We start from the raw sequence: 14,025 nt of genomic DNA on the forward strand, positions 1-14,025 counted from the left end.
CCGGGTGCCCGTACGGGGGCGGGCATCCGGCGCGTCACGCACCGCGCCGGCCGTCACAGCCGCAGGACGACCAGGGCGGTGTCGTCGGTGGCCCCGTCGGGCGGGAGCAGTTCGTCCAGCAGCGCGTCGGCGAGCGACTCGGGGTCGGCCTCGCGGTGCCGGGCCAGCGACGTCGCGAGGCGGCCGAGGCCGACGTCGATGTCCTCGCTGCGGCGCTCGATGAGCCCGTCGGTGTAGAGGACGAGCGTCGCGCCCGGCTCGAAGCCGACGACGGCCTCCGGGCGCGGCTCGGGCTCGGGATCGGCGCCGATCGGCGGGTCGGTGGCCCGGTCGAGGAATTCCACCGTGCCGCCCGGGTGCACCAGCGCCGCCGGCGGATGGCCGGCAGTGCTGTACGTGATGGTGCGGCCCCTCCAGTCGACGTGCGCCTTGACCACGGTCGTGGACTGCGCGCCCTCGACCGACTCGGCGTACAGGCCCAGCGCGTCCAGCGCGGCCGCGGGCCCCTCGGTGACCCGGGCGGCGGCGCTCAGCGCGCTCCTGAGCTGGCCCATCACGGTCGCGGCGCGCAGGCCGTGGCCGACGACGTCGCCCACCGCGACGGTCGTGCGCTCGCCGGGCAGGTCCGCCATGTCGTACCAGTCGCCGCACACGTTGAGCGCGCTGACCGCGGGCTGGTAGCGCACCGCGGCCCGGTGGCCGATCGGGCGGGTGGCGGGCAGCAGCGCCGACTGGAGGGTGAGGGCGACCTCCCGCTCGTGGGCGTGGGCGCGGCGCAGCCGCATGTTGAGTTCCTGCAGCTCGCGGGCCCGCATGTACAGCTCGGCCTCCAGCTTGTTGTGGCTGGCCGGGCCGCCGTCGCGGGCCTTCATGAAGGCGGTGACCTCCTCCGCGCGGTGCACGATGAGGGCGACCTCGCCGTCGGCGTCGAGGACCGGGGTGTTGATCGTGCTCCAGTAGCGCTCCTCGAAGACGCCGGGGCGGCCCGGGCGCTCCACGTCGTAGCGCTGGAGGGGGAGCGCGTCGCGCTCGCGGGTCGCGAGGACGTGGCGCAGCGAGGCGCCGAGGTTGGCGGGGCCGTTCGCGGTGTCGGCGCGCTCGGGGCTGTCCGGGAAGACGTCGAAGATGTAGCGGCCGACCAGGTCGGCGAGGGACTTGCCGGACTGGCGCTCGTAGGCGTCGTTGACGTCGAGGTAGTGCAGCCCGGGGTCGAGCAGGGCGATGCCCGCCGGGAGCCCCTTGTAGACCGCCCGGTAGTCGATCTCCGGATCGCCGCCGTCACCTGACACGTGCCCGTCCGTCCGCCCTCGGTGCCGCCGCTGACCCCACCATCGGACCACGGGCGGCGTCCGGCCGCCCGCCGAGCGGGGCCCGGCGTACGGCGCCCGGGTGCGGGGTCGTGCGGGGCCGCACCCGGGCGCGGGGTCGGCGGCGGCCGGCGGCGGCCTGCCGGGGGTCGGTCAGAGGCGGTCGGGGGTGCGGATGCCCAGCAGGGCCAGGCCCTGGCGCAGCGTGCGGGCGGTCAGCTCGCACAGCAGCAGCCGGTTCTCCACCTGGGCGGCGCCGCCGTCCGCGGTCAGCACCGGGCACTGCTCGTAGAAGGTCGTGAACAGCGACGCGAGCTGGTACAGATACGCCGCGAGCCGGTGCGGCTCGTACACCTCGGCGACCTCGGCGAGGGTGTCGCCGAACGCGTCCAGATGCAGGCCCAGCGCGCGCTCGGCCTGCTCCAGCGGCAGCTCCGGGTGGGCGGCGGGCCGCTGGTCGGCGGTGGCCTTGCGGAAGATCGACTGCGTGCGGGCGAAGGCGTACTGGACGTAGACGCTCGTGTCGCCGTTGAGCGAGACCATCCGGTCCAGGTCGAAGACGTAATCCCGGCCGAGCGAGGTCGACAGGTCGGCGTACTTGACCGCGCCGACGCCGACCTGCACGCCGTTGGCGAGGATCTCCTCCTCGGTCAGGCCGATCTTCTCGCCCTTCTCCCGCACGACCGCAGTGGCCCGCTGGACCGCCTCGTCGAGCAGCGCCTCCAGCTTGACGCTCTCCCCGGCCCGGGTCTTGAACGGCTTGCCGTCCTTGCCGAGCAGGGTGCCGAACGGCAGATGCCGGGCGGTGACCGCGTCGGTCAGCCAGCCGGCCCGGCGGGCGGCCTCGAAGACCATCTTGAAATGCAGCGACTGCCGGACGTCCACGACGTAGAGGAGCGTGTCGGCGTGCAGCTCGCCCGTCCGGTTGCGGATCGCCGACAGGTCGGTGGCCGCGTAGCCGAAGCCGCCGTCCGACTTGCGGACGATCAGCGGGACCGGTTCGCCGTCCTTGCCCTTGACGTCGTCGAAGAAGACGCACAGCGCGCCGTCGGACTCGACCGCGACCCCGGACTTCTCCAGCAGCTCGCACGTCTCGGCGAGCATGTGGTTGTAGCCGGACTCGCCGACGATGTCCTCGTCGCGGATCTGGATGTCGAGCTTGCTGTAGACGGAGTCGAAGTAGATCTTCGACTCGTCGACGAAGCGCTGCCACAGCGCGACCGTCTCCGGATCGCCCGCCTGGAGATCCACCACCCGGCGCCTGGCCCGCTCCTTGAAGGCCTCGTCGGACTTGAACAGCGCGCCCGACGCCTTGTAGAGCCGGTCCAGCCGGGACATCGAGGCCTCGCCCGCGTCCGCCTCGTCGGCGGTGTGGTCCAGCTCGTGCGGGTGCTCGATCAGATACTGCACGAGCATGCCGAACTGCGTGCCCCAGTCGCCGATGTGGTGCCTGCGGACGACCTGCTCGCCCCCGAACTCCAGGATCTTCACGATCGCGTCGCCGATCACGGACGAGCGCAGGTGGCCGACGTGCATCTCCTTCGCCACGTTCGGCTGCGCGTAGTCCACGACGGTGACGCCGGGGTGGGCCTTGAGCGGCACGCCGAGCCGCTCGTCGGCGGCGCGGGCCGCGACATTCCGGGTGATCGCGGCGTCTGCGACCGTGATGTTGAGGAAGCCGGGGCCGGACACCTCGACGGCCGCGATCGGGTCGTCACCGGACTCCGCGGCGGCGAGCCCGGGCAGCGCGTCGGCCACCTGGGCGGCGAGCGCCTGCGGGTTGGTCTTCTGCCGCTTGGCCAGGCCCAGCACTCCGTTGGCCTGGAAGTCGGCCCGGTCGCTACGTCGCAGCAGCGGGTCGGCACCGGCGGCCGACGGCACGGCCGCCGCGAGGGCGGCCGAGACACGCTGCTGGAGCGAAGCGGAAAGGGAAGCGACCGAGGCCATGAAAGGTGCCGTTTCGTGTGTCGGGATCGTGGGCGGCTCAAGAACCGGGCTCTGACTCCTGATTTCGAGCAACCCCAGTCTCCCACGGCCACCGGAATCGGCGAGCAGGTTATCCACAGGGGTGGCGGCGGGTCCGGGTTGTCCACAGGGCGGCCCGGCGGGGCGCGCGGGTCTGGGAGAATCGAGGGAGCGGGACGCCTCCTGGGCGACCCCCTTCGCAGGGAAAGGACAGAGCAGTGGCTGCCAGCACCGAGACCGACTGGGTCTCCCGTTTCGCGGACGACGTCATCGCCGAGTCGGAGCGTCGCGCCCCCGGGAAAACCGTCGTCGTCGCGTCCGGGCTGAGCCCCTCCGGCCCGATCCACCTGGGCAATCTGCGCGAGGTCATGACGCCCCACCTGGTCGCCGACGAGATCCGCCGCCGCGGTCACCAGGTGCGCCATCTGATCTCCTTCGACGACTTCGACCGCTACCGCAAGGTGCCGAACGGGGTGCCGGGCGTCGACGCGTCGTGGGCCGAGCACATCGGCAAGCCGCTCACCTCCGTGCCCGCCCCCGAGGGATCGGCCTACCCGAACTGGGCGGAGCACTTCAAGGCGCAGATCGTCGCCTCGCTGGCCGAGCTGGGCGTGGAGTACGACCCGATCAGCCAGACCGAGCAGTACACGTCGGGGGCCTACCGCGAGCAGGTGCTGCACGCGATGCGGCACCGCCGGGAGATCGACGCGATCCTCGCGCAGTACCGGACGAAGAAGGCGCCCGCCAAGCAGCAGCAGAAGCCGCTCGACGAGGCGGAGGTCGCCGCCGCGGAGGGCTCCGGCGCGGCCGCGGAGGACGACGGCAGCGGCAGCGGCGCGGAGTATTACCCGTACAAGCCGTTCTGCTCGGAGTGCGGCAAGGACTTCACCACGGTCACCGCGTACGACGACGAGACGACCGAGATGACGTACACGTGCACGTGCGGGCACGGCGAGACGGTGCTGCTGCGCGAGTTCGACCGCGGCAAGCTGGTCTGGAAGGTCGACTGGCCGATGCGCTGGGCGTACGAGGGCGTCGTCTTTGAACCGTCCGGTGTCGACCACTCCTCGCCGGGGTCCTCCTTCCAGGTCGGCGGGCAGATCGTCGGGCCGATCTTCGGCGGGGAGCAGCCGATCGGGCCGATGTACGCCTTCGTGGGCATCTCCGGCATGGCGAAGATGTCCTCCTCCAAGGGCGGGGTGCCGGTGCCGGCGGACGCGCTGCGGATCATGGAGCCGCAGATCCTGCGCTGGCTGTACGCGCGGCGCCGCCCCAACCAGTCCTTCAAGATCGCCTTCGACCAGGAGATCCAGCGGCTCTACGACGAGTGGGACGCCCTGACGCGCAAGGTCGAGGAGGGCACCGCGCTGCCGGCCGACCTCGCCGCGTACAGCCGCGCGGTCGGCACCGCGGCGGGCGAGCTGCCGCACACCCCGCGGCCGCTGCCGTACCGGACGCTGGCCTCGGTCGCCGACATCACCGCGGGCGCCGAGCAGCAGACGCTGCGGATCCTGTCGGAGCTGGACCCGGAGCGCCCGATCGCGACGCTGGACGAGGTGCGCCCGCGGCTGGACCGGGCGGAGGCCTGGATCACCACGCAGGTGCCCGCCGAGCAGCGCACCGTGGTGCGGGCCGAGCCGGACGAGGCCCGGCTCGCCGCGCTGGACGACGCGGGGCGCGGCGCGCTGAAGCTGCTGCTCGACGGGCTGGCGTCGCACTGGTCGCTGGACGGCCTGACGACGCTGGTCTACGCGGTGCCGAAGGTCCAGGCGGGCCTGGAGCCGGACGCCAAGCCGACGCCCGAGCTGAAGGTCGCCCAGCGGGCCTTCTTCGCCCTGCTCTACGAGCTGCTCGTCGGCCGCGACACGGGCCCCCGGCTGCCGACCCTGCTCCTCGCGGTGGGCCAGGACCGCGTCCGCACCCTGCTGGGCGCGTCCGCGGCCTGACCCCCGCCCCGGCTGGTGCCCCGCCCCCGCCGCCGGACCCCGGTGGCGGGGGCCGCGCGGCCGGGGGCAAGGCCGTCAGGGTGACTTTGGTGGGGTGGGGCGTCGGCGGGGGTGGCGCCGGGGGATCCATGGGAGGCGCTAGCTGCGCCCGATCCCGATGGGAGCCCCACCGATGCCCCGTCTTGCCGCGCGGTTCGCCGCGTCACTCACCGCCGCCGCTGTCGCGGCCGCCCCCGCCGTCCTCGCCTGCGCCGCACCGGCCCGTGCGGCCGACGCCGTGCACCAGCCGGTCACCGCGGCCGACCTCGGGCCGCAGGGCCCCTGGCTGCGGCTGCAGGACGACCCGGGGAACGCCGGGCGGCCGTTCGGCACGCAGGAGGTCTCGCCCTTCGCGGACCCCGTCCGCTTCAACGGCAGCCTGCACCTGGCCGTGACCGGCGCCGCCGAGGCCCAGCAGTCGCAGGCCGCCCACTACTTCACCGCACCCGTGGCATTCGGCGACATCGCCGCGGCGCCGCTGTCGTACGACCTCTACGTGCGCGGCTCCTCCACCCCCTCCGCGATCGCCGGCGGCGCGAACCTCCAGCTGCCGGGCTTCTGCGGGGGCGCGTTCACCACGCTCAGCTTCCAGCCGCAGCTGGCCACCGACACCCAGGGCAGGACCGGCGCGGTCGCCGACATCTGGCGGCACTTCGACGCCGGGGGCGCCGCGCTGTGGCGCACCTCGCGCGCGGTGGGGTCCTTCGCGGCCGGCAGCGACCACCCGTTCGGCGACTACGTGGCGGCCTGCGGCGGCGCGGACAGCGGCGCGATCGGCGTGATCGCCAACGTCGGGCGGCTCGGCGACGCGAGCGCGAACCTGGACACCTACGTCGACAACCTCACGGTGGACGGCACGGTGTACGACTTCCTGGTGGACGGCGCCGCGACCGGCAGCATCCACCTCGCGCCCACTGCCCCGGGCGGCCCCGGCCACCCCGGCACGTACGACGTCGGCGGCACGCCCGCGCGCGTCGGCGCCCTCCCGGCGTCCGTGCGCGGCGGCGGCGGTCACGGTGGTGGTGACGGGTGCGGTGACGACACCTGCTCCCTCGCGGGCGAGGTCGTCTTCACGAGCCCGGCGGACGGCCCGTACTTCACCGAGGTCGGCACCCGCCTGGTGCTCTCCCGTCCCGGCGGCCTGCACCCGGACGACGTGACGGTGACCGCGGGCGGCGAGCCGGTGACCCTGACCGAGGGCCCGGACGGCACCCTCGTCGCCGTCGTCACCCCGGCGGCCGCCACCGACCTGGCCCCGGGCGGCACGTACCGCACGTCCCTCACCGTCACCTGCGCCGACGGCTCGACGGGCCCGGTCACGGTGACCGCCGAGCTGCTGGCCCGCGGCTACGAGCCGCTCCAGCCGACGGGCGTCCTGGCGCGTCCGTAGGGAGCGCGCGTTTACGGGATGTGCTCGATGTCCGACTCGGACTGGAAGCGGTAACGCATGTCCCGGATGACCGCGACGAGGGTGCGCTCCTCCGGCGCGGTGCCGCCGTACACCGTCGGGAGGTAGCGGGAGAAGTGCCGGGCGTTGGGGAATTCGCCCTTCTCGCGCACGTACTGGCGGTAGGCAGCGAAGTAGGCCTCCTCGACGGAGATCCCCTCGGGGAGGTTGAACGTCGCGGCGGGCTCGGCCCCAACGACGGGCTCCGGCCCGCTCTCCGGCACCGGCTCGGGCACCGGCTCGGGGGCGTACTCCTCGGTGCGCGGGCCCGGGAAGGGGAGCGGGCCGCCGCCGTTGACGCCGTTGGCGCCGTTCAGGGGCGTGCCGACGCCGAGCGGGCGGTCGCGGCCCGGGGCGATGGGGATGCGGGGTCCGTCCACCGCGGGTTCGGGCTCGGGCTCGGGGGCCGGGGCGGGCTGCGGGCGCTCCGGCAGTCGCTGGGCATGGAACCAGGGGCTGCCGGGCTGTTCCGCCTCGCCCCCGCCTTGCGGCTGCGGCGGGACGTCCGGCTGCGCGTACGGTCCCGGCGGCCCCACCTCGGCGTACCGCGGGTCGAAGCGGGGGTCGAACCTCGGGTCGTACGCCGGGCCGTACTGCGGGTCGTACGGGGCGCCGTACCGGGGATCGAGGCGCGGGTCGTAGCGAGGGTCGAACCGCGCGTCGTACGCGTGCCCGGCCTGCTCGGCGTACGGCGGCGCCGCGGCCACAGCCGCGGCCTCACCACCCGCGGCCTCGGCCTCGGACGAGGCCCCCGCCGCGCGCTCCGCCGCCGCCGCAGCTCCCGGCGCGGTCGGCGCCGCCACCGCCGCCTCGGCCCCCGCCCCCTCCGCCGCCGGGGCCGGCACCGCGGCCGTCAGCTCCTTGGGCGCGGGCTCCGCGAGGGGTTCGAGGCCCGCCGCGGCGAGCCCGGCCTCCGCGGTGTCGGCCAGCGGCACCCCGTACTTGGCCAGCCGCAGCGGCATGAGGGCCTCGACGGGTGCCCGGCGCCGCCAGGCGACGCCGTAGCGGGCGCGCAGCCTCGCCCGGTAGACCAGCCGGTCCTGCTCGCGCCGGATGACCTCCTCGTACGACCGCAGCTCCCACAGCTTCATGCGCCGCCACAGCCGGAAGGTCGGGAAGGGCGCGAGGAGCCAGCGGGTGAAGCGGACGCCTTCCATGTGCTTGTCGGCGGTGATGTCGGCGATGCGCCCGATGGCGTGCCGCGCGGCCTCGACCGACACCACGAAGAGGACGGGGATGATCGCGTGCATGCCCACGCCGAGCCCGTCGGGCCAGGCGGCGGCGCCGTTGAAGGCGATGGTCGCGGCGGTCAGCAGCCACGCGGTCTGCCGCAGCAGCGGGAAGGGGATGCGCAGCCAGGTCAGCAGCAGGTCGAGGGCCAGCAGCACCACGATGCCGGCGTCCACGCCGATCGGGAAGACGTTCGCGAACCAGCCGAAACCCTTGTCCAGCGCGAGCGAGCGCACCGCCGCGTAGGACCCGGCGAAGCCTATGCCGGCGATGACGACGGCACCCGTGACGACGACCCCGACCAATATCCGGTGCGTGCGGGTCAAACGTATCGCGGCCACCCGCGACCCCTCCTGCGACTGCAATCGGCAACTGGCGGCCCCAGACTGCCATACCGCGGTGAGCGCCCGGCGTTCCCCGGCCCGGACAAACGTACGGATTGCCGTTGCTTTGCGGACGGGCGGGGCGGGGTTTGTTACGCGTTCGCCGCCGCGACCGCCGCGACCGCTTCCTTGGCGGCCCGCAGCGCGCCGGCGTCGACGGTGGCGGCGCTCGGGTTCTTCTTGCCCTCCAGGCCCGCGCCGTTGTATTCGACGATCACCAGGGCATTGCCGGTGCGCACCAGCAGCGTGTCGTTCTGCGAGGTGACCTTCGCGACGGTGGCCTTGCCCGCGAACGAATACGCCTGGTCGCCGAGGCCCGTGACGGGCGACGCCTTCGCGCCCGTCGACGTGCCGAGGTCGGCGGCCTGGTCGGTGAAGCGTTCCTTCGCCTGGTTCTCGGCGGGGGAGGCCGGGGCGGAGGTGAAGCGCTGGAGGGTGACGGACAGCCAGCGGTACTGGTAGCCGTCCGAGCCGTTGCCGGTCCAGGAGCAGCCCGCGCGGTCCTTGGCGTCGTCGGAGGTGGCGGGGGTGCCGGCCGGGACCTTGGCCTTGGGCACGATCGCGGTCACGGTGGCCTTGCCGACCGACAGGCAGGCGTTCGGCAGCGTGGCGAACTTGTCCGGCGCGGGCGCCGCGGTCGTTGCCGGGGCGCTCGCGGCGGTGTCCTTGCCCTTCCCGCCCGCGGTGTCCTTGGCGCCGGATCCCGCGGCGGAGTCCGAGCCGGAGCCGCCGGAGGAGCAGCCGGCGAGCAGCAGCGCGGGCACGGCCGCGGCGCACGCCAGCAGCAGGGCCCGGCGCGGTGCGGTGCGTCGTCGTCGTTCCATGGTCCTGGGTCCAGTCGTCGTGATTCGCGCCTGTGCGGCCGGTCGGCCCTCCACCCTAAGGGGTGACAGGAGCGGCTCCGGCGCGGCCGGAAGCTCAGCTCTCGACCTTGCGCTCCAGCTGCTTGGCGACCTTCTGGGCGCTCTGCTGCACGTCAGAGCTCTGCGGGGCGTCGCCGGCGGGTGCGGAGGCGGCGGCGTAGCGGATGCTCACGACGACGTTCGCGGTGCGGAAGACGAGGGTCACGTCACGCCGGGCCACGCCCTTGCCGCCCTTGGCCGGGGTGAGGGTGTCGTAGATGAATGCGGCGTTGCCCACATCCGTGAGCCGCCGCGGCCCCCAGTTCTGGCCGCTGTCACCGGGGGAGTCCGTACCGGCGCTGTCGCCCGCCCCGGTCCCGCCGGTGGAGTCCGGGCTGCCGCTCGGCGTGCCCGACGCCGTGGGCGTGGTGGTGGCCGACGGGGGAGTGGTCGGCGTGCTGCCGGGCAGCGGCAGCGGCGGGATCGACGCCAGCGCGGCCTGCGCGTCGAAGTCGCCCTTGGCCTCGACCTCGTCGCTCACCGCCGGGTCGTACGACACGACCCGCTCCATGTCGATGGTCAGCGCGTGGTCGGCGCCGTCCGCGTTCTTGGCGTGCCAGCTGCATCCGACCCGGCGGTCGGTGTCGTACGTGAGGGACTCCGTGCCGGCGTAGTCCTTCGCGCCCGGCACCACGGCCTTGAGGGTGTCCAGGTCGACGGCGATGCACGGCTGCGGCAGCGTCTTGTACTTGCCCGGCGGGGCGGGCGAGACGGACTGGTCGGTGGTCAGCGACGACTTGCCGTCGCCGTCCGCGTCGTCCGAGCCGCCGCCCGTGCACGCGGAGAGCGTGCCGAGGCCGCCGAGCGCGACCGCGAGCGCCAGCGCGCCCAGCGCGGCCTGCGGCCTGCGCGTGGAGTGCGCTGTGCGGAGCCCTTGCCTCACGTGCCGCCTCTCGGTCCGGTGTGTCGCAGATGCGTGCCGTCATGGTCCCGGCGCGGTAATTCCTTGGCGCGCTTGAGCGAACCCTGGACACAATGTCTACCGCACGCGGCGCGGAAAGCGCCCGTGGGGGTGGGTTTATCGGGTGACCCGTTGGTCTATTCGACGAATCAGACGTTTCATGCCGTATGGGTGTGAAGCTGGCGTGTTGTGTGCCATTGATCCGGGATGTCCGGGATGTTCGTGGCGTCCGGCCCCGCCAGGCGCGGTCGTGCCGTCGTCCCGCTCGTTCGTCCCGCTCGTTCGTTCCAGTCGGTCTATGTCCCGGGGGGCAGCCATGTCGTACACCGAAGTACCCGGGGTCCGGGTCCCGATCCGCATGTGGACCGATCCGGCCGCGGTCGAGAGCGGCGCGATGCAGCAGCTGCGCAACGTCTCGTCGCTGCCGTGGATCAAGGGCCTCGCCGTGATGCCCGACGTCCACTACGGCAAGGGCGCCACGGTCGGCTCCGTCATCGCGCTGCAGGGCGCGGTCTGCCCGGCGGCGGTCGGCGTCGACATCGGCTGCGGCATGAGCGCGGTGCGGACGTCGCTGACGGCGAACGACCTGCCCGGTGACCTGTCGCGGCTGCGGACGCGGATCGAGCAGGCCATCCCGGTCGGCCGCGGTCTGCACAGCGACCCGGTCGCGCCCGGTGACGTGCACGGCATGCCGACGTCCGGCTGGGACGACTTCTGGGCGCGCTTCGACGGGCTCACCGAGTCGGTGCACTGGCGGGCCGAGCGCGCCGCGCAGCAGATCGGCACGCTGGGCAGCGGCAACCACTTCATCGAGGTGTGCCTGGACGAGTCCGGCGAGGTGTGGCTGATGCTGCACTCCGGGTCGCGCAACATCGGCAAGGAGCTGGCCGAGCACCACATCGGCGTGGCCCAGGGCCTGCCGCACAACAAGGGCCTGGTCGACCGCGACCTCGCCGTCTTCGTCGCGGACACCCCGCAGATGGCCGCGTACCGCAACGACCTGTTCTGGGCGCAGGAGTACGCCAAGCGCAACCGCGCGCTGATGATGGGCCTGCTGCAGGACGTGGTGCGCAAGGAGTTCAAGAAGGCGCGGGTCACCTTCGACCAGGTGATCTCCTGCCACCACAACTACGTGGCCGAGGAGCGGTACGACGGTGTCGACCTGCTCGTCACCCGCAAGGGCGCGATCCGCGCGGGCGGCGGCGAGTACGGCATCATCCCCGGCTCCATGGGCACGGGCTCGTACATCGTGCGCGGACTCGGCAACGCCGACTCCTTCAACTCGGCCTCGCACGGCGCCGGGCGGCGGATGAGCCGGAGCGCGGCGAAGAAGCGCTTCTCCACGCGGGATCTGGAGGAGCAGACGCGCGGGGTGGAGTGCCGCAAGGACGCCGGGGTCGTCGACGAGATCCCGGGCGCGTACAAGCCGATCGAGAAGGTCATCGACCAGCAGCGCGACCTGGTCGAGGTGGTGGCCAAGCTCAAGCAGGTCGTCTGCGTCAAGGGCTGAGCCCCGGCAGGGGCCGCCCTCCCGGGGAGGGGGCGCGGACGGCGGAGGGAGAGGCGTCAGCTTTCGGGCGGCGCCTCTTCCTCTTCGTCCTCCTTCTTCTCCGGCGCCCGCTGGACGGAGGAGGCCGCGTCGTCCTCCTCGCGCTGCACGGCCGCGCCCGCGGGCACGGCAGGGGCGGCTTGGGCAGCGGCCGGTGCGGGCTCGGCGGCAGCGGGGGAGGGCGCGGACATGACGCGTTCGGCGTTGGCCGAGGCCTCCCGCTCGAAGCGGTCGGAGGGGTCGCTCACCCGGATGCCGCCCGCGGTCTCCGTGCCGTCGACCGGGCCCTGCCGCTGCTGCATGACGTGCGTCAGCTCGTGGGCGAGCGTGGTGCGGCCGGCGTCGGAGGCGGTGTCGTAGGCGTCGCGCTGGAAGACGATGTCGTTGCCGACCGTGTAGGCGCGGGCGCCGACCTCGGCCGCCGAGGCGTGCGCACCCGAGTCGGTGTGCACGCGGACGTCGCCGAAGTCCGCGCCGAGCCGGGACTCCATGTCCGTGCGCGTCCCGGCGTCCAGCGGCTCGCCGCCCCCGCCGCCGACGACGTCGTGCACGGAGGAGCGGGGCGCGGGCGCTTCCGCCGGGGCCTCGCCCTCGTGGTCCTCGTGGCCCTGCTGCCGCTCGCGCTGGAGCACCGCGCCGACCCCGCTGTTGCCGACGAGCCGCTGGAGCACCCCGAGCCCCGCGGTGCCGACCACGTCGGTGCGGCCCGCGGCCGCCGCCCTGAGCAGGTGGGGCAGGGCCTGCTGCTGCGCGTCGGCGTCCGCGCCCTGCCGGTGGGCGCCGTCGTGCTCGTGGTCGTTCTCGGGACCGTGGTCGTGCGCTCGCATGCCGGGCTCCTCCCGGAGGGTGCCGTACGGGGTGGTGCGGTCTCGGGTACGCGGCCGGTCAGCTCGTGGTGCTCAGGAGGGTGCCGCCGAGCAGCAGGGACTCCGAGCACTGCGAGGGGACGGGCGCCTTGACCGGGTGGCCGACCTCGCGGCAGCCGGCGGTCAGGGTGATCTTGCCACCCGCCGGTACGACGATCGGCGTGACGAAGTGGTAGTCGGAGGACCGGAAGTCCTCCAGCGCCAGGGTGAGGAGCTGCCCGTCGGAGGTGGCGACCACGAGGGTGCCCGCGTCGCCCTGCGGGTTCTGCACCAGGACGTCCGTGATGTTGAAGCTTTTGCCGGCGGCGACGGTGTAGGAGGCGGACTTGGTGCTCCCGCCGACCGCGTCCTTGACGCTGATGGTGGTGCGCGTCGGTGTCCCGGCCGTGGGGTTCGCGCCGGTGCCCGCGGCGGCGCCGCCCGTGCTGCCCGCCGTCGAGCCCGCGGAGGTGCCGCCCGCGGTGGCCGAGGGGGCGGTCGTGGCGGTGCCCGCGGTGCTTCCGGCTGTCGAGCCCGCCGTGCTGCCCGCGGTGGAACCAGCCGTGGTCCCGGAGGTGCTGCCCGGGGTCGTTCCCGGGGAGGCGGACGCGGCGCTGGCGATGGACTCGGGCGTGACGGCGTCGCGTGCCGCGGACCGTACGGTCGGGCGCAGCAGCCCGTACCAGAGGCCGACCAGGACGCCCGCGAGGAGGACGGTGGTGATGATCGCGCGGGGCAGCCAGCGCGGCAGGACGGCCTGCTGCTCGTAGGTGCCGTCGAGGACGGCGGGCGGGCGGGCGCTGCCGTCCGGGGCGGGTTCGGGCGCGATCAGGATCTGGAAGGTGTGCGTCGCGGGCGCGCCGCGCCAGATCCGGCGCACCGGGCGGGCGTTGAGCCGCGACAGCTTCGTCTCGCCGCAGGGGATGGTGAGTTCGGCGGGCTCCAGCGCGAACTTCACGCGCTCGCTCATGCCCTGGGCGGTCAGCGCGACGGTCAGCGGGGTGTTGCCGCGGTTGTCGATCGCGGCCTCGTGCCGGCCGCGCCACGCGCTCTGCGAGGCGCGCGGCACCAGTTCGGCGGAGACGTCGGTGAACGGCAGGACGTCCAGCGGCCGTTCGGCGACGACCGGCAGATTCGCGTCGCTCGTCGGCACCAGCCGCAGGCCCAGCGTGGTGGTCCCGGGGGCGGTGCCGGGCGCGCGCGGCGGGCGGACGTGCACCTGCGCGCTGCCCGAGGCGCCGGGGTAGAGCGACAGCCGCTCGGGCTCCACCGTCGTCCACCCGGCGCAGGGGCCGACCGGTTCGAGGCGCAGCTCCTCCACGGTGGTACCGGAATTGGCCACCTGGACCAGCAGCGTCACCTCGCCGCCGGGCTCCACGGCGACGGCACCCTCGTCGAAGCTCGCCGAAATACTCATACGCGTCACCGTAGGAGCGGAAGTTTTGCTTCCGGAGGGGCCGTGCAGGAAGTCTTTCGGGCAGGAATGGGTTCGCTTTGAGTCATCGTACGTT

The 14,025-nt window shown here is 73.8% G+C and carries 10 protein-coding genes; 3 read left to right on the forward strand and 7 right to left on the reverse strand.

The window, feature by feature from the left end:
* Positions 1-53: 53 nt before the first annotated feature.
* A complete protein-coding gene (locus tag ACH4SL_RS15230; protein ID WP_398445415.1) occupies positions 54-1,289 on the reverse strand; it encodes a SpoIIE family protein phosphatase in 1,236 nt (411 codons plus the stop codon).
* A 171-nt stretch (positions 1,290-1,460) separates the two neighbouring features.
* Positions 1,461-3,254 (reverse strand): arginine--tRNA ligase, encoded by a 1,794-nt coding sequence (argS, locus tag ACH4SL_RS15235; RefSeq protein WP_398445417.1) that lies wholly within the window; start codon positions 3,252-3,254, stop codon positions 1,461-1,463.
* A gap of 236 nt (positions 3,255-3,490) precedes the next feature.
* On the opposite strand from argS, the gene lysS reads away from it, so the two are divergent.
* A complete protein-coding gene (lysS, locus tag ACH4SL_RS15240) occupies positions 3,491-5,218 on the forward strand; it encodes a lysine--tRNA ligase (protein ID WP_398445420.1) in 1,728 nt (575 codons plus the stop codon).
* A gap of 172 nt (positions 5,219-5,390) precedes the next feature.
* Positions 5,391-6,647 (forward strand): hypothetical protein, encoded by a 1,257-nt coding sequence (locus tag ACH4SL_RS15245; protein ID WP_398445422.1) that lies wholly within the window; start codon positions 5,391-5,393, stop codon positions 6,645-6,647.
* A gap of 11 nt (positions 6,648-6,658) precedes the next feature.
* Here the strand turns inward: ACH4SL_RS15245 and ACH4SL_RS15250 are convergent, their stop codons facing one another.
* From ACH4SL_RS15250 to ACH4SL_RS15260, 3 genes are all read right to left on the reverse strand, one after another.
* On the reverse strand, positions 6,659-8,275 hold the full coding sequence (locus ACH4SL_RS15250; RefSeq protein WP_398445424.1) for a DUF2637 domain-containing protein: 1,617 nt from the start codon (positions 8,273-8,275) through the stop codon (positions 6,659-6,661).
* 134 nt (positions 8,276-8,409) lie between these two features.
* Entirely contained in the window at positions 8,410-9,141 is a 732-nt protein-coding gene (locus ACH4SL_RS15255) for a DUF3558 domain-containing protein (RefSeq protein ID WP_398445426.1), read from the reverse strand.
* A gap of 94 nt (positions 9,142-9,235) precedes the next feature.
* The gene (locus ACH4SL_RS15260; RefSeq protein ID WP_398445428.1) at positions 9,236-10,102 is read right to left on the reverse strand and encodes a hypothetical protein; all 867 of its coding nucleotides are present in this window, start codon (positions 10,100-10,102) and stop codon (positions 9,236-9,238) included.
* Positions 10,103-10,436: 334 nt separating this feature from the next.
* Between ACH4SL_RS15260 and ACH4SL_RS15265 the strand changes: the two genes are divergently transcribed.
* Positions 10,437-11,630, forward strand: a complete 1,194-nt coding sequence (locus ACH4SL_RS15265; RefSeq protein ID WP_398445430.1) for an RtcB family protein — start codon at positions 10,437-10,439, stop codon at positions 11,628-11,630.
* A 56-nt stretch (positions 11,631-11,686) separates the two neighbouring features.
* On the opposite strand, the gene ACH4SL_RS15270 is transcribed toward ACH4SL_RS15265, so the two are convergent.
* Together ACH4SL_RS15270 and ACH4SL_RS15275 are read right to left on the reverse strand one after the other, a co-directional pair.
* Complete coding sequence (locus ACH4SL_RS15270; RefSeq protein ID WP_398445433.1) at positions 11,687-12,496, reverse strand: DUF4157 domain-containing protein; 810 nt, start codon at positions 12,494-12,496, stop codon at positions 11,687-11,689.
* A gap of 58 nt (positions 12,497-12,554) precedes the next feature.
* A complete protein-coding gene (locus ACH4SL_RS15275) occupies positions 12,555-13,931 on the reverse strand; it encodes a hypothetical protein (protein ID WP_398445435.1) in 1,377 nt (458 codons plus the stop codon).
* Positions 13,932-14,025 lie beyond the last annotated feature (94 nt).

The organism is Streptomyces sp. NPDC021020 (assembly GCF_044333285.1).
Lineage (GTDB): Bacteria > Actinomycetota > Actinomycetes > Streptomycetales > Streptomycetaceae > Actinacidiphila.